This window comes from Thiobacillus sp. (assembly GCF_018780105.1).
Lineage (GTDB): Bacteria > Pseudomonadota > Gammaproteobacteria > Burkholderiales > Thiobacillaceae > Thiobacillus.
On record NZ_JADMKC010000005.1, the window covers coordinates 146,553 to 172,745 of the forward strand.

Below are 26,193 nucleotides of genomic sequence, written 5' to 3' on the forward strand. Positions count from 1 at the left end.
CGCCTCACTGCTGTTCGATCTCCAGCACGGCCAGGCTGATCTGCTTGCCGACCGCATCATCGAAGCCGTTCCATTTCTGGTAAACGGCCAGTTTCCTGACCACATCCGGTTTCATTTCGAAGTCGCTCTTGCCGGCATCGTATTCAACCCTGACCGCATCGAGCAGCGCCTGGAAGTAATCGCGCTGGGCTTTCAGTATGGCGGGCTTGCCGGGATTACCGTGCCCCGGGACCACCACTTTGACGGGCAAATCCAGCACCCGCTCGATCGCCTTGATGTTACCGCTGAAGGTGCCGTCGTCCATGCGCGCAACGCGCTGGTTGAGCACGTTGTCGCCGGTGAACAGCACGCCGTTGTCGATCTCGATCATGATGTCGGTCTTGCTGTGGGCGTCGTTGGACGAGTAGATCCTGAACGTGCGGTTGCCGTGTTTCCTGACCATGCCGTCGGTGGTGGCGACCGTGGGAATCACGGCCTGGGTGCCGTCGGTATAGCCCTTGGTCAGGCTGCTCATCAGGTTGACCCAGTTGGCTGCTTCGCCGGCGTGAGCTTTGGCGATCATGTCGGGATGCGCGATCAGCACGGCTTTGGGCCAGGCTTCGAGGATGGCCTGATTGCCCAGCCAGTGGTCGCCGTGCACATGGGTGTTGTACACGGCCGTAACGGGCAACCGGGTGGTTTTCTGGATCGCTTTCACCACCATGCGCCCGGCCTGAACGCTGGAACCGGGATCGATGACGATGACCTGGTCGCCGGCGATGATCCAGGCGGGATTGTTCATGAAACTCTGATTCTCGACCGAAGGCTCGCCCAGCGGACCGGTAATGACCCAGGTGTCGGGCGCGACCTGTTTGGCCGGGTGGGGTTTGACGCTATCGGTGGGGCCGGCGTGGGCGCTGAGGGCGAGGCTGGCGGCGAAGAGGAGGGCAGTCAGGCGCATGGCAAACTCCAGGTTGTGATGTGTTGCTAGATTAGTGTGGAGGGGACGATCGGGCGATGGTACGAAAGGCTGGCCCGGTCAAACCGCTACCACCACTTTTCGAAAATGATCCGGCTCATCGGTACGCCCAGCCCATGCAGCAGCGTGCTCATGTCTTCGACCATGCCCTTGGGGCCGCACAAGTAATACAACGTGTCGTCCGGTACGTCGAGCGCATGCAGCTTGACCGGGTCGATGCGGCCGGTGAGGCCATGCCAGTGCGGGTCGGGCTGGGTGACGGTGATGCTGAGATGCAGGTTGTCGTGAGTGTGGGCGGCCTGCTCGAGTTCGTCGCGAAACAGGATCTCGCTGCTGTCCGACACGCTGTAGACCAGATGCGCCCGGGTGGTCAGCCTGGCATCGCGTACGTGGCGGAAGATCGAGAGCAGCGGGGTGATTCCGACGCCGCCGCCGATCAGCACCACGTTGTCGCTCATTTCCGGCAGGTAAACGAAGGGCCCCTGCGCCTGCGAAACTTTGACCGGGTCGCCGACGCGCGCCTTTTCGTGCACCCAGCGTGCCACGGGGTGGCGTGCGCTGGCCTTGATCGCCAGTTCGATGCTGCCCTGATGCAGGGGCGAGGTGGTGATGGAGTAGCCGGCCGTGTGGACGTTGCCATCAACCGAGATGCTCAGATCCACCCATTGCCCCGGCAGAAAGCGGAAGCCGGCGTCGGGGATGGCCAGCTGTAGCGCATGAATGCTGGGCGTGGCGGGGGAGATCGCCGTGATGCGGGCGTCAAAAATATGCAAGGTTCAGTCCTGTTTCGGCGTCGGGTGTTCGGCTTCAAAATTCAGCGAGGCCGAGTTGATGCAATAGCGCATGCCGGTGGGTGCGGGGCCGTCCGGGAAAACATGGCCGAGATGCGATCCGCAGCGGCGGCACAAGGCCTCGGTGCGCGTCATGCCGTGGCTGGCGTCTGTTTTTTCCGCTACCGCGTCGGCGTTGATCGCCTGGTAAAAGCTCGGCCAGCCGGTGCCGGAATCAAATTTGGTGCCGGAGGCAAAGAGCGGCTCGCCGCAGGCGGCGCAACGGTATTCTCCGGCCGCGTGGTTGTTCCAGTACTGGCCGGTAAAAGCGCGTTCGGTGCCATGCTCACGCAGAATGCGGTATTGCTCGGGGCTCAGTTCGGCGCGCCATTCGGCGTCGGATTTAGTTTTATCGAAAGTCATGTCAGTCTCCTGCTGTGGCGGAAGTTTACCTCTTGAGGCAGGCCGCATGCCGCTTTATCCCTATGCCAGGAATGGATGTTTGTTGCGCGGTTGACAGCGTCATTGCGTCGGGTCTATTCTTCGTTCAGGTATTAGACTTAGTCTAAAAACCATCCATCCTCAACTGGGGAACCAGTCAGGGGATGAGCATTTCAGGGCTGAAAAGCATCTGCTTCAGGCATCTCAACCAAGCACATCAATCAAGGAGATAGGGTTATGCAACTTAAGGGCTCAAAAACTGAAGATCATCTGAAAGCCGCTTTCGCGGGCGAATCACAGGCCAATCGCCGTTACCTTTACTTCGCAGCAAAAGCTGACGTGGAAGGCTATAACGATGTCGCTTCGGTATTCCGTTCCACGGCTGAAGGTGAAACCGGCCACGCGCACGGCCACCTGGAATACCTGGAAAAATGCGGCGATCCCGCTACCGGCATGGCTTTTGGCCCCACCGCCGACAACCTGAAGACCGCGATCGCAGGCGAAACGCACGAGTACACCGACATGTATCCGGGCATGGCCAAGGATGCACGTGCCGAAGGTTTCGACGAAATCGCCGACTGGTTCGAGACGCTGGCCAAGGCCGAGCGTTCGCACGCCAACAAGTTCCAGAAAACGCTGGACACTCTGGGCGCGTAATTCTGTCCACGCAAAAAGCGGGTCGGATTCGGCCCGCTTTTTTAATTCCGGAAATTGAAAGCCACCCCGCAAAAATGACACAGGAGTTCGCATGAGCACTCGAGAAGGCAACCTCGAAGCCCCCACCCGTCACCCGCTCAACTGGAAAGCTCCGGATTTCTATGACGAAGGGAAGCTCAATCACGAGCTGGAGCGTGTTTTTGACGCCTGTCATGGCTGCCGTCGTTGCGTGTCGCTGTGTACCGCGTTCCCGACACTGTTCGATCTGGTGGACAACTCCTCGACACAGGAAGTGGATGGCGTCGCCAAGGCCGACTATGCGAAGGTGGTGGACGAGTGCTACCTGTGCGATCTCTGTTACATGACCAAATGCCCCTACGTGCCGCCGCATCCGTGGAACATTGATTTTCCGCACCTGATGCTGCGTGCCAAGGCGCTCAAATTCAAGCAAGGCGGCACGACATTCCGCGACAAGCTGCTGTCCAGTACCGATGCGATGGGCAAGCTCGCTTCGATTCCCGTCGTCGTGCAGGCAGTCAATGCCAGCCTGAAGAGCAAACCGATCCGCAAGATGGTCGCTAGCGTGCTGCACATTCATCCCGACCGCCAGCTGCCCGAATACGACAGCGAAAAATTCCGTTCCACTGCCAAACCGCGCAGTGATTTCGCGGTCAAGCCCGGGGCGAAAACGCCTGGCAAAGTGGCGATCTACGCGACCTGCTATGTGAATTACAACGAGCCCGACATCGGCCATGATTTGCTGAAACTGCTGGCGCACAACGAAATTCCCGCCGTGCTGGTGGATAAGGAAGCCTGTTGTGGCATGCCCAAACTCGAGCTGGGCGATCTTGACGCAGTGCAGAAACTGAAAGAAATCAACATTCCGCATCTGGCGAAACTGGCGCATGAGGGCTATGCGATCCTGGCCGCTGTGCCGTCCTGCACCTTGATGTACAAGCAGGAGCTGCCGCTGATGTTCCCCGATGACGCCGATGTGCTGGCCGTCAGGGACGCGATGTGGGATCCCTTCGAATACCTGATGGCGCGCAATGTCGACGGACTGTTGAAGACCGATTTCAACTCGCCGCTCGGCAAGGTTGCCTATCACGTGCCCTGCCACCAGCGGGTGCAGAACATCGGCAACAAGACGCGCGACGCCCTGCAACTGGCGGGCGCCAAGGTAACGATGGTCGAGCGCTGTTCGGGCCACGACGGCACCTGGGGCGTGAAATCGGAGTATTTCGACAAGTCGATGAAAATTGGCAAGCCGGTGTTCCGCCAGATGGCCGAGCCGCAACCTGATTACGTCAGCTCGGACTGTGCGATTGCCGCGCGCCACATCCTGCAGGGAATGGGCGAGAGCGCCACCGCCGAAAAGCGGCACCCGATCACGCTGTTGCGCATTGCATACGGCCTCGAATAATCCGTTGAGTCAGGAGAAGAACATGCCCCAGATTACCCGTGACAGCCTGATGAGCCTGGAAAGCTATGCCAAGGTTCGTCCGGCCTATCGCAGCGAGATGATCGCGCACAAGAAAAACCGCTCTGTGGCGTTGGGCGGGCACGTGACGCTGATTTTCGAAGACGAGAAAACCATGCGTTACCAGATTCAGGAAATGCTGCGCGCCGAGCGAACCTTCGAAGACGCGGGTATCCAGGACGAACTGGATGCCTACAACCCGCTGATTCCGGATGGCAGCAACTGGAAGGCGACCATGATGATCGAGTACCCCGATCCGGACGAGCGCCAGCTCGCCCTCGGGAAACTGAAGGGGATCGAGGACAGGGTGTGGGTTCAGGTGGCGGATCAGCCGCGGGTCTACGCCATCGCGGACGAAGACATGGAACGCGAGAACGCGGAGAAAACGTCGGCGGTGCACTTCTTGCGTTTTGAGCTCGATGCCACCTCGGCCGCGGCAGCCAAGTCGGGCGCGGCCATCCGCATGGGGATAGACCTCGTTGCCTATCCGGTGGAAGCAATCACCCTGGCAGAGAACGCGCGTGCTGCGCTGGTGGCCGATCTGGCCTAAATTCAAAGCAGGCGCGTAAACCCCAAACCTGGCGCCTTTTATTCCGGGAGGGCGCGATGCTGGATCAATTGCTGGTTCATCAGGTACGGCGGCGGCTGGAAACATCCGGTTTGCCGCTGGTGGTTGAGCTGTGGAATGGCGAACGGCTCGGAGCGGTTGCGGATGCCAGCGTGCGTTTGCGCCTGCATCGTCCAACCAGTCTCAAGGCCATGGCCGATCCCAGCCTGGGCGTCCTGGCGCGAGCGTATGTCGAGGGGGCACTCGATCTGGAGGGCGACATCCGCGATATCCTGGCGCTCGGCGATCGCCTCTGCAACGCCAGCGCATGCACGCCGAAACCGGATTCGGAAGGCTGGAAGTGGTGGCGCCACACGCGTAATCAGGACCGCAAGAACATCCAGTATCACTATGACGTATCCAACGATTTTTACGGTCTGTGGCTGGACGCCCGGCGGGTATATTCCTGCGCGTATTTCAAGACCCCGGACATGAGCCTGGATGCCGCACAGGAAGCCAAACTCGATCACATCTGCCGCAAGCTCGACCTCAGATCGGGTGAACGCTTTCTCGATATCGGCTGTGGTTGGGGCGGGCTGGTCCTGCATGCCGCCGAACGCTACGGCGTACAGGCGGTGGGCATCACCCTGTCGGATGACCAGCATGCCTATGTCAGCCAGCTGATCGAATCACGTGGATTGACGGGCCGCGTCGAGGTCCGCAAGCTGGATTACCGCGACGTTCCGGAGCGGGACGGCTATGACAAGATCGCCAGCGTCGGCATGTTCGAACACGTCGGTCGTGCCAATCTCATGGCGTATTTCGATCAGATCGCCGCGCTGCTGAAGCCCGGCGGCCTGGCGCTCAACCACGGTATCACCGCAGCCACCCCTGCAGCAGGCGGTCTGGGCAGCGGTATTGCCGAGTTCGTCGAAGACTATGTGTTCCCAGGCGGTGAACTGGTTCATGTGTCGGACGTGTTACGTACCGCGTCAGGCAGCGGCCTGGAATGTCTGGATGCCGAAAATCTGCGCCCGCATTACGGGAAAACGCTGTGGCACTGGGTGGCCCGGCTGGAACAGCATGCCGACGCCGCCAGCCGCCTGATAGGCGAACAAAAGTACCGTATCTGGCGTGTCTACCTGGCAGGTTCCGCTCATGCTTTCGATCGCGGCTGGCTGGAGTTGTGGCAGGTGCTGGCCGGCAAGGGTGTGAGCGGCGAGCAGCCGAACTATCGGTTCAGCCGGGAATATCAATACCGCTGATACGGGGCGGGCAGGTTCGAGGGCGAAAAAAACGGCAACGCACATGCGTTGCCGTTTTGCTGAAGCCGGGTTGGACTCAGGCGTGCGCTTTGCGGCGACGCATCATGCCCATGCTGGCCAGGCCGAGCCCCACCAGCGCAAGAGAAGCGGGCTCGGGGATCGGATTGGGGTTGACCACCTGACCGTTGCGGACAGTAAAGATGTATTGGCCGTTGGTGTTCGAGTTCCGCGAGCCGTGGATCAGGCCGCTTGCGCTGGAGTCGAGGAAAGCGCGGTTGACCCGCGAACCAACGAACTCGAAGAAGGTGGATGCGCCGTTGGAGTAGCCAGCCGCGGCAGAGATGCCGCCGAAACCGTTAGTGCCGCCGCTGGAGCTACCGGTTTCCCACAGGATAGTGTCGTAATTGAATTCGAAATCGAAGTTGCCGGCGCCGGTGTCGGCGCGCTCGGTGATGATGAGCTGGATGCTGTTGAGTTTGTCGGCCTGGCTGCTGAAGTAGCCGACATTGATCCAGTTCACGCCGAACACGTTGTGGCCGCCGATGACGTCCTGGCCGTATTGCACGACGCCGCTCGCTGCGTTGCGGGTGTCGATATCGGCAAAGAAGGGGGCGAGCATGGGCGTCGAGCCGGATTTAATCGCAAACGGCGTAAAAGTGGTCAACGGCCCATTGAACGTGACGTTGCCGTTGTTGTTGACGAACAGGTTGGAGTGATTGATGCCGTTGAAATTCAGGGCGAAGCCAATCGCCACGGAGCCTGTCGACTGGTCGTCGTTGCGTGCAAGCGTGTTGTCGGTGAACAGGGCGGCGTCGTGGATTGCGCCGGCTTGTGCCTGTGCGGCAGAGAACAGGGTGATGCCCGCAAGCGCGAGGCTGAGTAAGGTTTGGTTCATGTTTTAAGAAACTCCGTTATTTATATTGATTGAGAATGGTCTGTGCGACCACATCCGAATCATTAGCAAGCAGCATGCCATTTCTGGAATGTGGTTATTTTGTCTTTTTATTTCATGGTGTTGCAGAGTTCTGTGCTGAATTTTATGCGTGAGGAAATCACGTTTCTGTAAAAAAAATCGACATGCCTTATTTGTGACTGTTGTCGCAAGTCCGGTATCTGGGCGAAGACTTTCCCGTGCCGAGCCCATACAATTGGCGCGCATGAAAAAGCCTTTGATGTTTTTGCTGTATCTGCCCCTGCTAGCCCACGCTGAGTGGGGGACAATCGAACAGGATTTCGAACAGGACAAACCCTGGGTCGAGGTGGCCGCGCAGTTGCCAGCCTATCCCCGGACCGAAAATCTGCTGCCTTTTTCCGTTTCCGCCGCGACCAGGCATCGTTATTTCATCGACGCGGTATCGATCAGCGTGAGCGAAGATCATGTGGTTCGCTATACGGCCGTGATCGAAACGGTTGGTGGCGCAAAAAACATTTCGTTCGAAGGATTGCGCTGCGAAACCGGCGAAAGCCGTCTGTACGCTTATGGGCATCCTGACGGTAGCTGGTCCAAGGCCCGTGATGCCGGTTGGAAGGACATCCAGTTTCGTTCGCCGCTTTCATACCAGAGAGCCCTGTATGAGGGATTTTTCTGCCCCGACGGGATTGCCGTTAAAGACGTGAAAACTGCCGTGAGCAATCTGCAGCAGGGGGCGCGATGAATACGTCGATCGTCAAGGATGCGCGGCGTATTGTCGTCAAGGTCGGATCGAGTCTGGTCACCGCCGAGGGCCGCGGGCTCGATCATGCCGCCCTGGCGCGTTGGGCCGAGCAGATTGCTGCGCTTGCCGAACAGGGCAGGGAGGTCGTGCTGGTGTCCTCGGGTGCGATTGCCGAGGGAATCGCGCGGCTGGGCTGGAGCAAGCGCCCCAAGGCAGTCAATGAACTGCAGGCAGCGGCTGCGGTCGGCCAGATGGGGCTGGTACAGGCGTATGAATCCATTTTTCGCACCCACAATCTACATGCTGCACAAGTTTTGCTGACCCACGAAGATCTGGCTGACCGCACGCGCTATCTGAATGCGCGCTCAACCTTGCGCACATTGCTGGAACTGAAGGTGGTGCCGATCATCAACGAAAACGACACGGTCGCCACCGATGAAATCCGCCTCGGCGACAATGACACGCTGGGCGCGCTGGTCACCAATCTGATCGAGGCCGACTGCCTGATCATTCTGACCGACCAGACCGGCTTGTATACCGCCGACCCGCGCCGCGATGTGACAGCGACCCTGGTGAGCGATGCCCTGGCGGGGGACCCCGAACTCGAACGTATGGCAGGCGGGGCAGGCAGCAGCGTGGGAACGGGCGGCATGCTGACCAAGATTCTTGCCGCCAAACGTGCGGCGCGTAGCGGCGCGCATACCGTGATCTGCAGCGGGCGTGAAGAACGCGTGTTGTTGCGTCTGGCTGCAGGGGAGACGATCGGCAGCCAGCTGGTGGCGCGCCAGGCGCCGCTCGCGGCACGACGCCAGTGGCTGGCTGACCATCTGCAATTGCATGGCGGCGTGGTGCTGGACGAGGGGGCCGTGCGAGCCTTGCGCGACGAGGGAAAAAGCCTGTTGCCGGTTGGGGTGAAATGCGTTGTCGGTGAATTCGAGCGCGGTGAAGTCGTTACCGTAAGCGACATGAACGGACGCGAAATTGCGCGCGGGCTGGCCAATTACAGCGCCAGCGAAGCGCGGCGAATAGCCGGCAAACCCAGCAGCGCGATCGAGTCCGAGCTGGGCTATATGGATGAACCCGAGCTGATCCATCGCGATAATCTGGTGGTGCTGGCATGAGCGTAACGCTGGACTTGATGCGTCATGGCGAGCCAGTGGGTGGACGCAAATACCGGGGGCAGATCGACGATCCACTATCGGAAAAGGGCTGGGCGCAGATGCATGCGGCAGTGGGCGATCAGGCGCCATGGACGCGGATCGTGTCGTCGCCTTTATCGCGTTGCCGCGCCTTTTCAGAAATGTTGGCCGAGCGTCACAAGCTGCCGCTTGCGTTCGATCCACGCTTGCAGGAAGTGGGGTTTGGCGTGTGGGAAGGCAAGACCGCTGCCGAAATCGAACTGGAGGCGCCCGGAACCCTGGCGCGTTTCAAGGGTGATCCCGTCCACGCGCGCCCGCAAGGCGCCGAGCCGCTGGCAGACTTTCAGGCACGGGTGGCCGCCGGCCTCGATGCCGTGGTGTCGCAGAGCCCCGACCAGCATGTGCTGGTGGTGGGGCATGCCGGTGTGGTGCGCATGGCGCTGGCCTGGGCGCTGCATATCCCGCTGCAGCATGCCTACCGGATTGAAGTGGCAAGCGCATCGATGACGCGTCTGCGCTTCAGTAGAGGATTCGCCAGCCTGATCTTCCACGGCGGAAGCTTGCCCGGGCGGTGATCCGCTTCCTGTTTGTTTGCCTGTGCGCGTTGCTGGCATGGCCAGCGCAGGCCGCGATGATCGAAGTGCGCGACGATGCCGGACAGATGCTCGCATTTGCCCGCCCGCCGCAGCGCATTATTTCCCTGACGCCCCACCTGACCGAACTGCTGTTTGCCGTTGGCGCGGGCCCGCAGATCGTGGGCGTCGATAGTGCCAGCGATTATCCGCCCGCTGCTCAGGCGTTGCCACGCATCGGTGATTTCAGCCGGGTGAATTTCGAACGCGTCCTGGCGCTGAAACCCGACCTGGTGCTTGTATGGCTGGACGGCAATCGCGCCGTCGATATTCATGGCCTGAAGAAAATGGGGGTGCCGGTTTTGCAAACCCGTGCCACCCGGCTTGACGACGTTGCACGCCTGCTGCGTATGCTTGGCGTGGCGACCGGCCATGAGGAACAGGGCGAGGCTGCGGCAAAGGCATACCGGACACGGCTGGCTGCGTTGCAAATGAGAAATCCCGGGCAGCCTCCGCTCAAGGTGTTTTATCAGGTGTGGGATCGGCCGCTGATGACGGTGGGCGGGGCGCACTGGATCAGCGATGCGCTGCAGCTGTGTGGCGCACTCAACGTGTTTGCCGATCTGCCCGGGTTGTCGCCGGTGGTGTCACGCGAGGCTGTGTTGCAGCGTGCGCCGGAGGTGGTCGTGAGTGGCAGCGATGCGCCGGACATGCGCGCGCAGTGGCAAGGGTTTCCGGGGCTGCCTGCAGTGAAAAGGCAGGCCTTCGTGCGCATTGATGCGGATCGTCTGCACCGTCCGACGCCACGTTTGGTTGAGGGGGTGGCCGCGCTGTGCAATGTACTCCAGCCCGCGATACGGCACTCCGGTCAGCGTTGACGCGCTGGGCTCGGCTTGCGGTTGGGGCAGTTTTCCTTGATGCAATCGGCGTAGATCTGCAGCGAATGATCGTGGATGGCGAAGCCGCGTTCCTTGGCGATCCGGTGCTGGCGCTTCTCGATTTCGGCGTCGATGAATTCCTCGACCTTGCCGCATTGCATGCAAACCAGATGGTCGTGATGGTCGCCGTGATTGAGTTCAAAAACCGCCTTGTCGCTATCGAAATGATGGCGCATCAACAAACCTGCCTGTTCGAACTGCGTCAGCACGCGATACACCGTTGCCAGGCCAATATCCTGGCCATCGTCAGTCAGCAGTCGATACACCTCTTCTGCCGTCATGTGACGCTTGTCGCTTTGCTCAAATAAATCGAGGATTTTCAGCCGTGGCAGCGTGGCTTTGAGACCGATGTTTTTGAGATCGGAGGGGTTGCTCAATGGGGGCTCCAGAATGGGAACACGAATACGTTATGATACGTCTTTTCACCCCCGCCTTATCCCTTCTGGCTACTTGGCTATGCGTCGTGTTTTGCTTCCCGTAATATGTTTGAGCCTGCTTGCCGGGTGTTCGCTGGTTGAGCGCGTCCAGAAGTTTGGACCCTATCGTGTCAATGTGCAGCAGGGCAACGCCCTCGATGCCGAAAGCGTCGCCCGCCTGAAACCGGGAATGAGCCGTTCGCAAGTCCGCTTTTTGTTGGGAACGCCGCTGGTGGTGGACCCCTTCCGCAACGATCGCTGGGACTACGTGTACGTCTACTATGAAGCGGGCAGCCTGGTCGAGCAAAAGCGCATCAGCCTGTTTTTTGAGGGCGATACGCTCGCACGTATCGAAGGGGATATGCCTGCGCCTCCTGCCCCGACTTCTGACGTGCCGGGCACAACTTCTTCGGTAGAGCCCCAATCGCCAGCCGTTCCCGTTGCGACGCCGGTTCCTCCCTCACCGGGCGTACAGCCGTGACGGTGCAGGTTGCCATCGCCGGCGTGTCCGGCCGGATGGGGCGTGCCCTGATCGAGGCAGTTGCTGCGGACGCAGGGTGCGCTTTGCATGCGGCGATCGATCGTCCCGCCAGCCCCTTGCTGGGCCAGGATGCGGGTGCGGCCTGGGGCACGGCCAGCAATGTGCGGGTAACCGACGAGCTCGCGGCTGCGCTGCACAATGCGCACGTTCTGATTGATTTCACACGTCCCGAGGCGACATTTACCTATCTCGACGCCTGTTCGGCGGCTGGCGTGCCGCTGGTCATCGGCACGACGGGGTTCGATGAGGCCGGCAAGGCGCGTATTGCCGCAGCAGCGCGGCAGATCCCCATTGTTTTTGCACCCAATATGAGCGTGGGCGTGAATCTGTTGATGAAGCTTGCCGAGCTTGCCGCGCAGGTGCTGGAAGATGGCTATGACATCGAGATCATCGAGGCCCACCATCGCCACAAGGTTGATGCGCCTTCAGGAACGGCGCTCGGCTTGGGGCAGGCCGTTGCCGGGGCACTTCAACGCGATCTGGCGCAGTGCGCTGTGTACGGTCGCGAAGGCATGACCGGCGAACGCGACCCCAAAACCATCGGTTTTGCCACCGTGCGCGGCGGCGACATCGTGGGCGACCACACGCTGCTGTTTGCCGGCATCGGCGAACGTGTCGAGCTCACCCACAAGGCAAGCAGTCGTGCCACTTTTGCGCAGGGTGCGCTGCGTGCGGCCAAATGGCTGCAGGGCCGTGCCCCGGGCCTGTATGACATGCGCGATGTGCTCAATCTCAAATAAGTGAAATCCAGGAAACCCCATGAACGTCGTCAAGGTATACAGCACAGGAACGTGCCCGATTTGCGTCAAAGCCAAAGCGTTTCTCGACAAGCGCGGCATCGGTTATGACGAGGTTCGAATCGACCTCGATCGTGAAGCCATGAAAGAGTTTGCAGTCGTCACCAATGGTGCGCGCACGGTCCCGCAGATCGTGATCGAGGGCAAGTGCATCGGCGGGTTTACCGAGCTGACCGAACTCGATATGGACGGCGAACTGGATCATCTGCAGCCCTGAATAGTCGGCCGTATGCCCGTTTTGGCGCCACTGGCGATTGAAGCGGGCTCACGAATCGGCTATAATTTTGGCATTCAATTTCAGGCGGGTTGCGCAAGCGGCCCGCCTGAATTTTGTCACCTGCGCCACGATCACCGTCTTTCTGGAGTCTCCCCTTGCCACGTACCCAGCCCGCCATCCTTGTTCTAGCTGACGGTTCTGTATTTCGCGGTCACTCGGTCGGTGCGGAAGGCATGACTGTCGGCGAGGTGGTGTTCAACACGGCCATGACGGGATACCAGGAAATCCTCACGGATCCGTCCTACTCGCGCCAGATCGTGACGCTGACCTATCCGCATATCGGCAACAGCGGCATCAATACCGAAGACATCGAGGCAGTTCGCATCCATGCGGCAGGCCTGGTCGTGCGCGACGTGCCCCGCCTGCATTCGAACTTTCGTGCAAACCAGCCGCTGCCGGAATATCTCAAAAGCCAGAATGTAGTGGCCATTACCGATATCGACACGCGGCGCCTGACCCGTGTGTTGCGGGAAAAAGGCGCGCAAAGCGGCTGCGTCATGGCGGGCAATCTGGACGAGGCGGCGGCGCTCGAAGCTGCGCGCGGATTTCCCGGGCTTGCCGGCATGGACCTGGCCAAGGTGGTCAGCGTGTCAACGGCATACGAGTGGAGCGAAACCGAATGGCGTCTGGGGCGTGGTTACGGCAAGCAGGACGCACCGCGTTTTCATGTGGTCGCGTTCGACTATGGCGTCAAACGCAACATCCTGCGCATGCTGGCCGAGCGCGGCTGTCGTCTGACCGTATTGCCTGCCACCGCGACTGCGGCCGACGTGCTGGCGCTCAAGCCTGATGGTGTGTTCCTGTCCAATGGCCCGGGCGACCCCGAGCCCTGCGACTACGCAATCCGTGCGATTGCCGAACTGGTCGCAGCAAAGATCCCCGTTTTCGGAATCTGCCTTGGCCACCAGTTGCTCGCGCTCGCTTCGGGCGCCAAGACCGTGAAAATGAAATTCGGCCACCACGGCGCGAACCATCCGGTCAAGGATCTCGATAGCGGCCGGGTGGCGATCACCAGCCAGAACCATGGCTTTGCGGTTGACGCGGCGACCCTGCCGGCCAATCTGCGCAGCACCCACGTTTCCCTGTTCGACGGTTCGCTGCAGGGCATTGCCCGCACCGATGCGCCGGCATTCAGCTTTCAGGGCCACCCTGAAGCCAGCCCCGGTCCGCACGACGTGAGTTATCTGTTCGACCGGTTTATTCAATTGATGGCCGACCACGCCCCGGTATCCTGACCATGCCTAAGCGCACTGACCTCAAAAGCATTCTCATCATCGGCGCCGGCCCTATTGTCATCGGGCAGGCGTGCGAGTTCGACTACTCCGGTGCGCAGGCCTGCAAGGCCCTGCGTGAAGAGGGTTACAAAGTCATTCTCGTCAACAGCAATCCGGCGACGATCATGACCGACCCAGACATGGCGGACGTCACCTATATCGAGCCGATTACCTGGCAGATCGTCGAAAAGATCATCGCCAAGGAGCGCCCCGATGCGCTGCTGCCGACCATGGGGGGGCAAACTGCGCTCAACTGTGCGCTTGATCTGGCCAAGCATGGCGTGCTGGAGAAATACGCTGTCGAGATGATCGGCGCCTCCAAAGAGGCGATCGACAAGGCCGAGGACCGCGAAAAATTCAAGCATGCAATGACCAAGATCGGCCTGAGCTCGGCGCGTTCATCGATTGCGCACAGCATGGAAGAAGCCTTGCAGGTTCAGGCCGCATTGGGTTTTCCGTCGATCATCCGGCCGTCATTCACCATGGGCGGTTCGGGCGGCGGCATTGCTTACAACCGCGATGAGTTCATCGCCATCTGCGAACGCGGACTCGAAGCCTCGCCGACCAAAGAACTGCTGATCGAAGAATCGCTGCTCGGCTGGAAAGAGTACGAGATGGAGGTGGTGCGCGACCGCAATGACAACTGCATCATCATTTGCTCGATCGAGAACTTCGACCCGATGGGCGTGCATACCGGCGACTCGATCACCGTCGCCCCGGCGCAGACGCTGACCGACAAGGAATACCAGATCATGCGCAATGCCTCGCTGGCAGTGCTGCGTGAAATTGGCGTCGAAACGGGCGGCTCCAACGTGCAATTCTCCATCAACCCGGTAGACGGGCGCATGGTGGTGATTGAGATGAATCCGCGGGTATCGCGTTCTTCGGCACTGGCGTCGAAGGCGACGGGTTTCCCCATCGCCAAGGTGGCTGCCAAGCTGGCGGTCGGCTACACCCTCGACGAGTTGCAGAACGACATCACGGGGGGTGCGACCCCGGCCTCGTTCGAGCCGTCGATCGATTACGTTGTTACCAAGATTCCGCGCTTTGCCTTCGAGAAGTTCCCGCAGGCCGACGACCGCCTGACTACCCAGATGAAATCGGTGGGCGAAGTGATGGCCATCGGCCGCAGCTTCCAGGAGTCACTGCAAAAGGCGTTGCGCGGACTCGAAGTGGGTGTGGATGGCTTCGATCCGAAAACGACCGACCGCGACGAAATCGAGTCGGAGTTGATGTCGCCAGGTCCCGAGCGAATCTGGTATGTCGCTGATGCCTTTCGCGTCGGCATGAGCCGGCCTGAGATATTCGACCATTCGAAAATCGATCCCTGGTTCCTCGATCAGATCCAGCAACTGATCGAGATGGAGGCCTCGCTTGCCGGCCGTGCTTTGTCCGACATTGATCGTGATGAACTGCTGCAACTGAAGCGCGCCGGCTTCGCCGATCGCCGCCTGGCCAAACTGTTGAATACCGACCAGCATGCTGTGCGTGCGCGCCGTGCCGCGCTGGCGATTCATCCGGTTTACAAGCGGGTGGACACCTGCGCAGCGGAGTTCGCCACTCAGACTGCATACATGTATTCCACGTACGAGGAAGAGTGCGAGTCTGCGCCTTCCAATGCGAAGAAAATCATGGTGCTCGGTGGCGGACCGAACCGTATCGGGCAGGGTATCGAATTCGATTACTGCTGCGTGCATGCAGCACTGGCGCTGCGAGAAAACGGTTTCGAAACCATCATGGTCAACTGTAATCCGGAGACCGTTTCAACCGATTACGATACGTCCGACCGTCTCTATTTCGAGCCGTTGACGCTTGAAGACGTGCTCGAAATCGTGCGTATCGAAAAGCCGTTTGGCGTGATTGTGCAATACGGCGGCCAGACGCCGCTGAAGCTGGCGCGCGATCTGGAGCGCAATGGCGTGCCCATCATCGGCACCAGTCCCGACATGATCGATGCCGCGGAAGACCGCGAGCGTTTCCAGAACATGCTGCACGAACTGGCGTTGAAACAGCCGCCAAACCGCACCGCGCGCGATCCCGAAAGTGCGATCCGCATGGCCGAGGAAATTGGCTATCCGCTGGTGGTGCGCCCAAGCTATGTGCTGGGCGGTCGTGCAATGGAAATCGTCCGCGAAGAAGCCGATCTGCGTCGTTACATGACCGAGGCGGTGAAGGTCTCGAACAAGTCTCCCGTTCTGCTTGACCGTTTCCTCAACGATGCAATCGAGGTTGATGTCGACGCCTTGTCGGACGGCGAACAAGTGGTCATTGGCGGCATCATGCAGCACATCGAGCAGGCTGGCGTGCACTCAGGCGACTCGGCGTGTTCATTGCCGCCATACAGCCTGTCGGCGGACGTGCAGGACGAGTTGCGGCGGCAGACGGTCGCGATGGCGAAGGCGCTCAAGGTGGTCGGCCTGATGAACGTGCAGTTCGCGATTCAGGGTGACACGGTGTATGTACTCGAAGTGAATCCACGCGCATCGCGTACCGTACCCTATGTATCCAAGGCCATCGGCGCGCCGTTGGCCAAAATTGCCGCGCGGGCGATGGCCGGCATTTCCCTGAAATCGCAGGGTTTCGAAAAGGAAATCATTCCGCCGTATTTCTCGGTGAAAGAGGCCGTTTTCCCGTTCCGCAAATTTCCGGGTGTGGATACCATCCTGGGCCCGGAAATGAAATCGACCGGCGAAGTGATGGGCGTAGGCGACAATTTCGGCGAGGCTTTCGTCAAGTCGCAGATGGGCGCCAGTTCCGACCTGCCCAAGCCGGGTGGCCGGGCATTTGTCAGCGTACGCGCGGGCGATCGTGCCGTGGTCATCGAACTGGCCCGGGCGTTGCGGGATTTGGGCTTTTCACTGGTGGCAACGCGCGGTACTGCGCAGGCCATCGAGGCGGCCGGCATTCCCGTTGCGGTGGTCAACAAGGTCAAGGAAGGCCGTCCGCATATCGTCGATATGATCAAGAACGGCGATATCGACTTCATCGTCAATATCGTGGAAGACAAAAAAGCCGTGAAGGACTCCTACACCATTCGCGCCGAGGCGCTGGTGCGCCGGGTGGTGTATTTCACCACCCTTGCGGGGGCTCATGCCGCTTGCATGGGCATGCAACATGGCAAGGAACTCGAAGTGTATTCCCTGCAAGCGCTGCACCAGCGCCTGCAATGAACTGAAAAGGTAAGCCTGTGAATAAAGTTCCTCTCACCGTCGTCGGCGCGGAAAGGCTCCGTGTTGAGTTGCAGCACATGAAAAGTGTCGAACGTCCCGCTGTGATTCAGGCAATTGCAGAAGCACGGGCCCAGGGCGATCTGTCGGAAAATGCCGAGTACGACGCTGCCAAGGAAAAGCAGGGTTTCATCGAAGGCCGCATTGCCGATCTGGAAGGCAAGCTGGCCAACGCCCAGATCATCGACCCAACCTTGCTTGATGCGGAAGGCCGGATTGTTTTCGGTGCAACGGTCGAGCTTGAAGAGGTCAATACCGGTAATGCCGTGACTTACCAGATCGTCGGAGAAGACGAGGCGGACATCAAGGAAGGCAAGATTTCCGTGTCATCGCCGATCGCACGCGCCCTGATCGGTAAGTATGCCGGTGACAACGTCGATGTGCAGGCGCCAGGCGGGATCCGTCAGTACGAAGTGCTCGACGTCATTTACAAATAGGCATGCGGCGATTCTGGGATGGCCTGGCCGGGGTGGCGCTGGTTCTGTGGATCGGCGGCATGTGGGCGATCGGCTATGTTGCTGCGCCGGTGTTGTTTGCCAACCTGGATGACAAGCAGCTGGCCGGTTTGCTGGCTGGGAAATTGTTTGAGTTGATGGCGTGGATCGCAATTGCGGCAGCGAGCTACCTGTTGATTTATCGGGTTGTCCGCGACGGGGGCACTGCACTGAAAACATTTTTTTTCTGGGCGGTGGCGCTGATGCTGGCATTGACCCTGGCAGGTCATTTCGGCATTCAGCCAATCATGCAAAGCCTGAAAGACCAGGCCATGCCGCATGCAGTGATGCAGAGTGTGTTTGCCGACCGTTTCGCGCGCTGGCATGGCGTGTCGAGCATTCTTTATCTGATCCAGAGTGCGTTGGGACTGCTGCTGATCTGGCGTTCGGGACTGGCGCGATAAGCCCCTCTGATTGTGTTTACTTGGGCAGGGTGATCGCGGGTTTGCTGCCTGCGCGATAAATCACCAGAACTTTGCCGATTTGTTGTACCGGCGCAGCCCCGCTTGAGGCACAGATTTCCGCCATCCATGCACGGCGTGTTTCAAGCTCATTGCTAGCCGCCTTGATCTTGATCAGCTCGTGCGCATTGAGTGCAAGCTCGATTTCCTTTAAAACGGCAGGGGTCAGGCCGTGATTTCCTATCATGACGACAGGTTGGCGATTGTGCGCCAGACCTTTTAGATACTGCTTTTGTTCGGTGGTAAGCGTTTTCATGCATGTTCCTTAAACTGAGCGGGGATTGTAGCCGATAGAGATGGGCCAGAAAGCGAAGCGAACCAAATCGGGCAGCGCCTGGATGCACGAGCACGTAACCGATCCCTATGTGAAAAAAGCGCAGCAGGACGGATATCGCTCACGCGCTGCATACAAGTTGCTGGAAATTGACAAGCGCGACCATGTGCTGCGTGCCGGCATGACGGTGGTGGATTTAGGGGCGGCGCCAGGAAGCTGGTGCCAGGTTGCAGTACAAAAGCTTAAAAAACAGGGGCGGGTGCTGGCGATCGATTTGCTGCCAGTAGCGCCGATGCCGGGCGTCGAGAGTCTGGAGGGTGATTTTACCGAGCCTTCCGCTCTGGGTTGGCTGGAAGACAAGTTGAAATCCGGGCGGGTTGACCTTGTATTAAGTGACATGGCACCCAATATCAGCGGAGTGATGCTGCGGGATCAGGCGCGGCATTATGAATTGTGCGAGTTGGCGCTGGATTTTGCGAAAAGCTGGTTGAAACCAGACGGGGCGTTTCTGGTCAAAGTATTTCAAGGCGTTGGCTTTGAAGATTTCCGGACGCAGATGCGACAGGCTTTCAGGCAAGTGCATATCCGCAAACCTGATTCCTCGCGCGATCGCAGCACTGAGGTGTATTTGCTGGGGCGGGGGCCGCTTGAAAACGCCGCGGCAGTCGATGAAGCGATCGTGACAAATTTGCAGGAGTAGGCTTAGAATGAGTCTAAATATCTGCTTGTATGAGATGTGCTGAACATGGCACGAAGGAGTGATTTTGAACAATTTGCCTAAAAACATCGCCATCTGGCTGATCGTTGCCGTTGTCCTGATGACGGTGTTCAATCAGTTTGGTGCTCAGCGTACTGCGCAGACGCAGATGCCGTATTCGCAGTTCATCGAGGCGGTGCGCTCGCAGGAAATTACCAAGGTGGTGATCGAAGGCAACGTGCTGAAGGGTGAGCGGGCTGACGGCCAGCGTTTCACCAGTTATGCGCCGAGCGATCCCTGGATGGTGTCTGACCTGCTTAAAAACGGCGTGTCGGTTGAAGCCAAGCCGGAAGAGCAGCCCTCTTTCCTGATGAGCCTGTTTATTTCATGGTTCCCCATGCTGTTGCTGATCGGGGTATGGATCTTTTTTATGCGGCAGATGCAGGGCGGCGGCAAAGGCGGTGCGTTTTCGTTCGGCAAGAGCCGTGCCCGTCTGCTCGACGAAAACACCAATCCGGTCACGTTCGCGGATGTGGCGGGGTGCGACGAAGCCAAGCAGGATGTGGCTGAACTGGTCGATTTTCTGAAAGACCCCACAAAATTCCAGAAGCTTGGTGGCCGGATTCCGCGCGGCGTACTGCTGGTCGGTTCGCCCGGTACCGGTAAAACCCTGCTTGCCCGTTCGATTGCGGGTGAGGCCAAGGTGCCGTTTTACAGCATTTCAGGTTCCGATTTCGTCGAGATGTTTGTCGGCGTGGGCGCATCGCGTGTGCGCGATATGTTTGAGCAGGCTAAAAAGAGTGCGCCCTGTATTATTTTCATCGACGAGATTGATGCGGTGGGTCGCCAGCGCGGTGCGGGCTTGGGCGGTGGCAATGACGAACGCGAGCAGACATTGAATCAGCTGCTGGTCGAAATGGACGGCTTCGAGGGGGCGAGCGGCGTCATTGTGATTGCGGCAACCAACCGCCCTGACGTGCTTGACCCGGCCTTGTTGCGTCCTGGCCGGTTTGACCGCCAAGTGGTGGTTGCGCTACCGGATATTCGTGGCCGCGAGCAGATTCTGCTGGTGCACATGCGCAAGGTGCCGGTCGCGCCTGATGTGCGCGCAGACATTCTGGCGCGCGGTACGCCGGGCATGTCGGGTGCGGACCTCGCCAATCTGGTCAATGAAGCTGCCCTCTTTGCCGCGCGTGGCAACAAGCGGCTGGTCGATATGGAAGACTTCGAACAGGCCAAGGACAAAATCTTCATGGGCGCCGAGCGCAAGTCCATGGTGATTACGCTTGAAGACAAGAAAAAAACCGCCTATCACGAGTCGGGTCATGCTGTGATCGGCATGACCCTGCCGGGCTGCGATCCGGTGCACAAGGTCACGGTGATTCCGCGCGGTCGTGCGTTGGGCGTGACAATGTCGCTGCCGGAAACAGATCGCTTCAGCCTGTATCAGGATCAGATGCTGGCGCAGATCAGCATGTTGTTCGGCGGACGCGTGGCGGAAGAAATTTTTGTCGGCAGCATTTCCACCGGCGCATCCAACGACTTCGAGCGCGCAACCAATATTGCGCGTGACATGGTGACGCGTTATGGCATGTCGGCTGCCTTGGGTCCGATGGTGTATGGCGAAAATGAAGGCGAAGTGTTTCTGGGGCGTTCGGTGACGACGCACAAGAACATGAGCGAAACCACGATGCAGAAGGTGGATGCTGAAATTCGCCGCATTCTCGACGAGCAGTATGCGTTGGCGACCAAAATCCTGACCGAGAGCCGCGACAAGGTTGAGGCGATGACTGCCGCTCTGCTGGAATTTGAAACCATCGATGCCGACCAGATCGGCGATATCATGGCCGGCCGCACGGTGCGTCCGCCCAAGCCCTCCTCTGCAACGCCCCAGCCGCCGGCAAGCGGCGGCGATAAACCCAGCGCCCCTGCGCCAACCGTTCAGCCGGCACAGGAAACCTGAACGGCGCGATCGGGTTTGACGCACTACAATAGAGGGGCTTCGGCTCCTCTATTTTTATGTCCGTTCTCCACGCAGGCCCGTACCGCCTTTCCCTGCTCAAGCCGCTCATCATGGGCATCGTCAATGCCACGCCGGACTCGTTTTCGGATGGCGGACGCTGCCAGGATGCGCGTTCTGCCATTCAGCATGCCCTTCAGCTTCGTGACGAAGGTGCCGATATCCTCGACGTCGGTGGGGAGTCCACCCGCCCGGGTGCAGAGCGCGTGCCCGTGAACGAAGAAATCAGCCGTGTGGTGCCTGTCATCGAGGCGCTCGCATATCAGGGTTGTGTGGTGTCAGTCGATACCAAAAAACCGGAAGTGATGCGGGCAGCCCTGGAGGCAGGTGCGGTCATGGTGAACGATGTAATGGCCTTGCAGGCGCCCAGTGCGCTGGAAGCCGTGGCGAAGTCAGGGGCGGCAGTCTGTTTGATGCATATGCAGGGCGAGCCGCAAACCATGCAGCAGGCGCCCGTCTATGGAAATGTTGTGGACGAAGTGCTGCAGTTTTTAGAGGGCAGGGTGCGAGCCTGTGAAGCAGCCGGCATCCCGCGAACGCGGTTGCTGGTTGATCCGGGCTTCGGTTTTGGTAAAACCCTGCAACACAATCTAGCCTTGCTTCAGCATCTGGAGCGGCTACTTGAACTGGATGTGCCGTTGCTGGTGGGGATGTCGCGCAAGTCGATGTTGGGTCAATTGACCGGGCGAGAGATCGATCAACGTGAGTTTGCCGGTGTGGCAGCTCACCTGATGGCGGTGGTGCGCGGTGCGCGCGTGCTGCGGGTTCATCAAGTTGCGGCCATGCGGGATGCGCTGGCTATTTGGAACGCTGTTGAGGGGACATAAATAATGGGACGTAAATATTTCGGGACGGATGGAGTGCGTGGCAAGGTTGGGGAGTCGCCGATTACACCTGAATTCGTCATGCATCTGGGCTACGCCGCTGGACAGGTACTGGTGGCTGACCGCGGCAGCCTGCCGCCAAATCAGCATCCGACGGTATTGATCGGCAAGGACACCCGTATCTCGGGTTACATGCTGGAAGCTGCGCTGGAAGCGGGGTTTACCGCTGCCGGAGTGAACGTCCTGATGACTGGGCCGATGCCCACACCTGCGGTGGCGTATCTGACGCGTGCATTGCGCTTGCAGGCTGGGGTGGTGATCTCAGCCTCGCACAATCCGTTTGAAGACAACGGCATCAAGTTCTTTTCGGCCAGCGGGCAAAAGCTGCCGGACAGCGTGGAAGAAGCAATCGAAGCGCGGCTGGATTTCCCGATTGTGACGGTTGAAGCGCGCCAGTTGGGGCGTGCGCGGCGCATTGAGGATGCCGCCGCGCGTTACATCGAGTTTTGCAAGAGTACCTACCCGAATAACCTCGACCTGCGCGGGATGCGCATCGTGGTCGATTGTGCGCATGGTGCGACTTATCACGTCGCACCGCATGTGTTGCATGAGCTGGGGGCCGAGGTGATTGCCATCGGCAATGAACCCAATGGCTTCAATATCAATGACGAGTGCGGTGCCACCTATACCAAGACTTTGGCGGATGCGGTACGGACCCATCGTGCCGATGTGGGGATTGCGCTGGATGGGGACGGCGATCGCCTCATGATGGCCGACGCACAGGGTCGGATCTACGATGGCGACCAGCTGGTTTATGTGATCGCGCGTCACCGCATCCAGACCGGTTACATGAAGGGCGGCGTAGTCGGCACCTTGATGACCAATCTGGGTACGGAGCATGCACTTGGGCGCGCCCAGGTTCCGTTCGAGCGTGCCAAGGTGGGCGACCGCTATGTGATGGAACGCCTGCTGGCCAATGGCTGGACGCTGGGCGGGGAAACCTCGGGACATATCCTGTGTCTGGACAAACACACGACAGGGGACGGTATTGTTTCTGCCCTGCAAGTGTTGCGCGCATTGCGTGAAACGGGCGAATCGCTGGATACCATTACGGCTGATCTGGAGACTTATCCCCAGGTCATGATCAATGTGCCGATCGTCAAAGGCTTCAAGCTGGATGCTTCGCCCGCGGTTAGTGCCTCCGTCGCCGAGGCGGAATCGGTACTGAATGGGACCGGGCGGGTGGTTTTGCGTGCCTCCGGAACCGAACCGCTGATTCGGGTCATGGTGGAAGGTCGCGATGCGGATCAGGTTCGCCGCACGGCCGAAACGATTGCCGAGGTGGTCAAGCAAGCTGCAATGGGCGGATAAGCCAGGAGGGGTGATTTTCCGACCTGAAATATAACTGTAATATTCGGTCGTTAATATGACGCGGTCGCCCATGCGGCAATGTCTATTACTACTGGAGATAATCATGCAAAAACTCAACAAACTGGCTCAAGGCGCTCTGGCCGTGGCCATGGGTCTGGCTTTTTCGGTTGGCGCACTGGCCGCTGACATTACCGGCGCGGGCGCAACCTTCCCCTACGCCGTTTACACCAAATGGGCTGAAGCCTATCAAACCGCAACTGGCAACAAGGTCAATTACCAGGGCATCGGTTCGTCGGGCGGCGTCAAGCAGATCAAGGCCAAAACCGTTGATTTCGGCGGCTCCGATGCGCCGGTTAAAGAGGCCGATCTGGATGCAGCCGGCCTGATTCAGGTGCCGACCGTGATGGGCGGCGTGACCATCGTCATGAACGTCCCGGGTATTGCGTCCGGCAAGCTGAAGCTGGATGGCGTGACTGCAGCCAACATTTTCCGTGGCGCCATCACCAAGTGGAATGACCCTGCCATCGCCAAGCTGAACCCCGGCGTTGCTCTGCCGGATATGGCTATCACCGTGGCGCACCGTTCGGATGGTTCCGGCACCACCTATGCGTTCACCAACTATCTGGCCAAGCAGTCGGCTGATTTCCTGCGTGACGTCGGTGCGGGCAATACCGTGAACTGGCCGGCCAACGCGCTGGGTGGCAAGGGTAACCCCGGCGTTGCGGCTAACGTGCAGAAGATCAAGGGCACGATCGGTTATGTTGATATCGCTGACGCGATGAAAAACAAGATGGACTTTGTCGCGCTGAAGAACAAGGCCGGCAACTATATCGTGCCGAACCAGGATGCGGTGGCGGATGCGGCTGCAGGAGCCAACTTCAAGGTCAAGGGCATGGCCCCCGACCTGCTGGATCAAACCCACAAAAACGCATGGCCCATCACCAGTGCTACTTATATGCTGGCGTATGAAAAAGGCAGCGATGCCGCCAAGCAAAAAGGCGTAGTCGACTTCTTTACCTGGTCGCTGAACAACGGCCAGAAAATGGCTGAAGAACTGGGCTTTGTGCCGTTGCCTGCCAGCGTGGTGAAGATGGTTGAAGCAGAGATGAAAAACATCAAATAAGCAAGCTTGATGTTTTGCCGGGAGAGGCTTCACTCCCGGCGTTCTGCGAAAGAGGCTGTCCATGCGGACGGCCTCTTTCGCAGATAACAAACCGAACCGATAGGCGCCAAACGTGAGCGAACCCAGTACAGTACCCGGACTCGATTTACAGGCCGAGCAGATTCGAAAATTTCGGTTTCAGGACAGGCTTTTTCACCATACCACCCAGCTTTTTGCAGTGCTCCTGCTGGCGGCGTTGTTGGGGATACTGATTGCGCTTGGCCTGGATGCCTGGCCCAGTATCAAGGAGTTCGGTCTGCCATTCTTGTGGACGAATATCTGGAGCGTGCCGGATGACCAGTACGGGGCGCTGGCTGCCATTTACGGCACGGTGGTGACGTCAGTGCTGGCGCTGCTGTTCGCGGTTCCGGTGAGCTTCGGGATCGCCTTTTATCTGACCGAATCCTGTCCGCCTTGGCTGCGCCGTCCACTGGGCACGGCGATCGAGTTGCTGGCCGGTGTGCCTTCGATCGTGTACGGCATCTGGGGACTGTTCATTTTTGCCCCGCTGTTTGCGGAATATATTCAACCGCCCATGCAGGTTGTGCTGGGTAATGTGCCGGTTATCGGAGGCTGGTTCTCCGGGCCGCCGATCGGTGTCGGCATTCTCACGGCCAGCATCGTGCTGGCGATGATGGTGATTCCTTTTATTGCGTCAGTGATGCGCGACGTGTTCGATACCGTGCCGCACGTGTTGAAAGAGTCGGCGTACGGCATTGGCTGTACCAAATGGGAAGTGATGCGCAACATCGTGCTGCCCTACACCCGCGTGGGCGTGATCGGCGGAATCATGCTGGGGCTGGGGCGTGCGCTGGGCGAGACCATGGCCGTGACCTTCGTGATCGGTAATGCCAACCGCATCAACGGCAGTTTGTTTGCACCGGGTACGTCCATCGCATCCACGCTGGCGAATGAGTTCGGCGAGGCCGATCCCGGTTTGCATATCTCCGCTCTGTTCGAGTTGGGGCTGGTGCTGTTCGTCATTACATTTATCGTGCTGGCAATTTCACGCTGGCTTATCAGCCGCAGCATGGGCTCCGAGGGCTTGTGATCATGATGGACCTGTATAGCCGCCGGCTTTGGGCCAATCGTGTCGGGATCGCCTTGTCCATGGTGGCCATGAGCGTGGGCTTGGCCGTTTTGTTGTGGATTTTGTGGACGCTGTTTTCCAGGGGATTTGCTGCCCTGAGTCTGGACATGTTTACACAGGACACGCCTGCTCCGGGATCCGAAGGCGGGGGCTTGCGCAACGCTATTGTCGGTAGCGGCCTGATTCTGCTTTTCTCCATGCTGATCGCAACACCGATTGGCATTCTGGCGGGTATTTATCTGGCCGAGTATGGGCGCGTGTCCAAGTTTGCTTCATTTACCCGCTTCATGACGGACATCATGTTGTCGGCGCCGTCCATCGTGATCGGTCTGTTCGTTTATGCCCTGTTTGTCGCGACCACCGGTGGGTTTTCTGGATGGGCCGGCGCACTGGCTTTGGCCTTGATCGCCATTCCGGTGGTGGTGCGTACTACTGAAAACATGTTGAAATTGGTCCCCACCAGTTTGCGCGAAGCGGCGTTTGCGGTGGGTGCGCCGCGCTGGCAGGTCTCGCTCAAAATTACCTTGCGCGCGGTCAAATCGGGCGTGGTGACGGGGGTGTTGCTGGCGATGGCGCGTATCACTGGCGAAACGGCTCCTTTGCTGTTTACTGCCCTGAACAATCAGTTTTTCAGCACCAATATGGCTGAACCGATGGGCAATCTGCCTGTCGTGATTTACCAGTTTGCGCTCAGCCCATACGACAACTGGGTCAATTTGGCCTGGGGCGGTGCGTTGCTGATCGCCCTGTTTGTCCTGGCGATCAATATTGGCGTGCGCGTTGCTTTCCGCAATAAAGATCACAACTGATCCTGCGCTTAATTAAAAACCCTATTCAATCAAGCCA

At 59.2% G+C, this 26,193-nt stretch carries 28 protein-coding genes; 22 read left to right on the top strand and 6 right to left on the bottom strand.

The genetic code is table 11. The features are described 5' to 3' along the window. Positions 1-4: 4 nt before the first annotated feature. The 3 genes from IV098_RS05015 to msrB all read right to left on the bottom strand — a co-directional run bounded on the left by IV098_RS05015 (position 5) and on the right by msrB (position 2,151). On the bottom strand, positions 5-940 hold the full coding sequence (locus IV098_RS05015; RefSeq protein WP_296886723.1) for an MBL fold metallo-hydrolase: 936 nt from the start codon (positions 938-940) through the stop codon (positions 5-7). A gap of 86 nt (positions 941-1,026) precedes the next feature. Continuing rightward, on the bottom strand, positions 1,027-1,731 hold the full coding sequence (locus tag IV098_RS05020) for a ferredoxin--NADP reductase (protein ID WP_296886724.1): 705 nt from the start codon (positions 1,729-1,731) through the stop codon (positions 1,027-1,029). A 3-nt stretch (positions 1,732-1,734) separates the two neighbouring features. Next, entirely contained in the window at positions 1,735-2,151 is a 417-nt protein-coding gene (gene msrB / locus IV098_RS05025; protein ID WP_296886725.1) for a peptide-methionine (R)-S-oxide reductase MsrB, read from the bottom strand. Positions 2,152-2,406: 255 nt separating this feature from the next. On the opposite strand from msrB, the gene IV098_RS05030 reads away from it, so the two are divergent. The 4 genes from IV098_RS05030 (at position 2,407) to IV098_RS05045 (ending at position 6,118) form a co-directional block, all read left to right on the top strand. Then, positions 2,407-2,826, top strand: coding sequence for a rubrerythrin family protein (locus tag IV098_RS05030; protein WP_296886726.1), 420 nt, complete (start codon positions 2,407-2,409; stop codon positions 2,824-2,826). A gap of 91 nt (positions 2,827-2,917) precedes the next feature. Beyond that, positions 2,918-4,249 (top strand): heterodisulfide reductase-related iron-sulfur binding cluster, encoded by a 1,332-nt coding sequence (locus IV098_RS05035; protein WP_296886727.1) that lies wholly within the window; start codon positions 2,918-2,920, stop codon positions 4,247-4,249. A 22-nt stretch (positions 4,250-4,271) separates the two neighbouring features. Next, the gene (locus IV098_RS05040; protein WP_296886728.1) at positions 4,272-4,856 is read left to right on the top strand and encodes a DUF3501 family protein; all 585 of its coding nucleotides are present in this window, start codon (positions 4,272-4,274) and stop codon (positions 4,854-4,856) included. A 56-nt stretch (positions 4,857-4,912) separates the two neighbouring features. After that, entirely contained in the window at positions 4,913-6,118 is a 1,206-nt protein-coding gene (locus tag IV098_RS05045; RefSeq protein WP_296886729.1) for a cyclopropane-fatty-acyl-phospholipid synthase family protein, read from the top strand. A gap of 76 nt (positions 6,119-6,194) precedes the next feature. Here IV098_RS05045 and IV098_RS05050 read toward each other — a convergent pair whose 3' ends face one another. Next, a complete protein-coding gene (locus tag IV098_RS05050) occupies positions 6,195-7,013 on the bottom strand; it encodes a nidogen-like domain-containing protein (protein WP_296886730.1) in 819 nt (272 codons plus the stop codon). 262 nt (positions 7,014-7,275) lie between these two features. On the opposite strand from IV098_RS05050, the gene IV098_RS05055 reads away from it, so the two are divergent. The 4 genes from IV098_RS05055 to IV098_RS05070 are packed head-to-tail and all read left to right on the top strand — an operon-like array spanning position 7,276 to position 10,362. Then, positions 7,276-7,773: a CNP1-like family protein gene (locus IV098_RS05055; protein WP_296886731.1), complete on the top strand. Its 498-nt coding sequence runs from the start codon at positions 7,276-7,278 to the stop codon at positions 7,771-7,773. Then, on the top strand, positions 7,770-8,894 hold the full coding sequence (gene proB, locus IV098_RS05060; RefSeq protein ID WP_296886732.1) for a glutamate 5-kinase: 1,125 nt from the start codon (positions 7,770-7,772) through the stop codon (positions 8,892-8,894). The genes IV098_RS05055 and proB overlap by 4 nt, the downstream gene beginning before the upstream one ends. Continuing rightward, positions 8,891-9,487 (top strand): histidine phosphatase family protein, encoded by a 597-nt coding sequence (locus IV098_RS05065; protein ID WP_296886733.1) that lies wholly within the window; start codon positions 8,891-8,893, stop codon positions 9,485-9,487. The genes proB and IV098_RS05065 overlap by 4 nt, the downstream gene beginning before the upstream one ends. 56 nt (positions 9,488-9,543) lie before the next feature. After that, on the top strand, positions 9,544-10,362 hold the full coding sequence (locus IV098_RS05070) for a cobalamin-binding protein (RefSeq protein ID WP_296886734.1): 819 nt from the start codon (positions 9,544-9,546) through the stop codon (positions 10,360-10,362). On the opposite strand, the gene fur is transcribed toward IV098_RS05070, so the two are convergent. Then, positions 10,353-10,799 (bottom strand): ferric iron uptake transcriptional regulator, encoded by a 447-nt coding sequence (fur, locus tag IV098_RS05075; RefSeq protein ID WP_296886735.1) that lies wholly within the window; start codon positions 10,797-10,799, stop codon positions 10,353-10,355. The genes IV098_RS05070 and fur overlap by 10 nt on opposite strands. 109 nt (positions 10,800-10,908) lie before the next feature. On the opposite strand from fur, the gene IV098_RS05080 reads away from it, so the two are divergent. The 7 genes from IV098_RS05080 to IV098_RS05110 all read left to right on the top strand — a co-directional run bounded on the left by IV098_RS05080 (position 10,909) and on the right by IV098_RS05110 (position 17,852). Further along, positions 10,909-11,319 carry an outer membrane protein assembly factor BamE gene (locus IV098_RS05080; RefSeq protein ID WP_296886736.1) on the top strand — a complete coding sequence of 137 codons (411 nt, stop codon included), beginning with the start codon at positions 10,909-10,911 and terminating at the stop codon, positions 11,317-11,319. Beyond that, the gene (gene dapB, locus IV098_RS05085; RefSeq protein WP_296886737.1) at positions 11,316-12,119 is read left to right on the top strand and encodes a 4-hydroxy-tetrahydrodipicolinate reductase; all 804 of its coding nucleotides are present in this window, start codon (positions 11,316-11,318) and stop codon (positions 12,117-12,119) included. The genes IV098_RS05080 and dapB overlap by 4 nt, the downstream gene beginning before the upstream one ends. A 19-nt stretch (positions 12,120-12,138) precedes the next feature. Continuing rightward, positions 12,139-12,393 (top strand): glutaredoxin domain-containing protein, encoded by a 255-nt coding sequence (locus tag IV098_RS05090; RefSeq protein ID WP_296886738.1) that lies wholly within the window; start codon positions 12,139-12,141, stop codon positions 12,391-12,393. A 155-nt stretch (positions 12,394-12,548) separates the two neighbouring features. After that, positions 12,549-13,688, top strand: a complete 1,140-nt coding sequence (gene carA / locus IV098_RS05095) for a glutamine-hydrolyzing carbamoyl-phosphate synthase small subunit (RefSeq protein ID WP_296886739.1) — start codon at positions 12,549-12,551, stop codon at positions 13,686-13,688. 2 nt (positions 13,689-13,690) lie between these two features. Next, positions 13,691-16,897, top strand: a complete 3,207-nt coding sequence (carB, locus tag IV098_RS05100) for a carbamoyl-phosphate synthase large subunit (RefSeq protein WP_296886740.1) — start codon at positions 13,691-13,693, stop codon at positions 16,895-16,897. A 17-nt stretch (positions 16,898-16,914) separates the two neighbouring features. After that, a complete protein-coding gene (greA, locus tag IV098_RS05105) occupies positions 16,915-17,391 on the top strand; it encodes a transcription elongation factor GreA (RefSeq protein ID WP_296886741.1) in 477 nt (158 codons plus the stop codon). 2 nt (positions 17,392-17,393) lie between these two features. Further along, positions 17,394-17,852, top strand: coding sequence for a DUF4149 domain-containing protein (locus tag IV098_RS05110; RefSeq protein WP_296886742.1), 459 nt, complete (start codon positions 17,394-17,396; stop codon positions 17,850-17,852). Between the two features lie 16 nt (positions 17,853-17,868). On the opposite strand, the gene yhbY is transcribed toward IV098_RS05110, so the two are convergent. After that, positions 17,869-18,165 (bottom strand): ribosome assembly RNA-binding protein YhbY, encoded by a 297-nt coding sequence (gene yhbY, locus IV098_RS05115; RefSeq protein WP_296886743.1) that lies wholly within the window; start codon positions 18,163-18,165, stop codon positions 17,869-17,871. Positions 18,166-18,205: 40 nt separating this feature from the next. Between yhbY and IV098_RS05120 the strand changes: the two genes are divergently transcribed. From IV098_RS05120 to pstA, 7 genes are all read left to right on the top strand, one after another. After that, a complete protein-coding gene (locus tag IV098_RS05120) occupies positions 18,206-18,883 on the top strand; it encodes an RlmE family RNA methyltransferase (protein WP_296886744.1) in 678 nt (225 codons plus the stop codon). A 64-nt stretch (positions 18,884-18,947) separates the two neighbouring features. After that, positions 18,948-20,843: an ATP-dependent zinc metalloprotease FtsH gene (gene ftsH / locus IV098_RS05125; RefSeq protein ID WP_296886745.1), complete on the top strand. Its 1,896-nt coding sequence runs from the start codon at positions 18,948-18,950 to the stop codon at positions 20,841-20,843. 56 nt (positions 20,844-20,899) lie between these two features. Continuing rightward, positions 20,900-21,727, top strand: coding sequence for a dihydropteroate synthase (gene folP, locus IV098_RS05130; RefSeq protein ID WP_296886746.1), 828 nt, complete (start codon positions 20,900-20,902; stop codon positions 21,725-21,727). A 3-nt stretch (positions 21,728-21,730) separates the two neighbouring features. Continuing rightward, on the top strand, positions 21,731-23,095 hold the full coding sequence (gene glmM, locus IV098_RS05135; RefSeq protein WP_296886747.1) for a phosphoglucosamine mutase: 1,365 nt from the start codon (positions 21,731-21,733) through the stop codon (positions 23,093-23,095). Positions 23,096-23,198: 103 nt separating this feature from the next. Then, positions 23,199-24,218, top strand: coding sequence for a phosphate ABC transporter substrate-binding protein PstS (pstS, locus tag IV098_RS05140; protein ID WP_296886748.1), 1,020 nt, complete (start codon positions 23,199-23,201; stop codon positions 24,216-24,218). 112 nt (positions 24,219-24,330) lie between these two features. After that, positions 24,331-25,308, top strand: a complete 978-nt coding sequence (gene pstC, locus IV098_RS05145) for a phosphate ABC transporter permease subunit PstC (RefSeq protein ID WP_296886749.1) — start codon at positions 24,331-24,333, stop codon at positions 25,306-25,308. Between the two features lie 2 nt (positions 25,309-25,310). Then, the gene (gene pstA / locus IV098_RS05150) at positions 25,311-26,156 is read left to right on the top strand and encodes a phosphate ABC transporter permease PstA (RefSeq protein WP_296886750.1); all 846 of its coding nucleotides are present in this window, start codon (positions 25,311-25,313) and stop codon (positions 26,154-26,156) included. Positions 26,157-26,193: the final 37 nt, after the last annotated feature.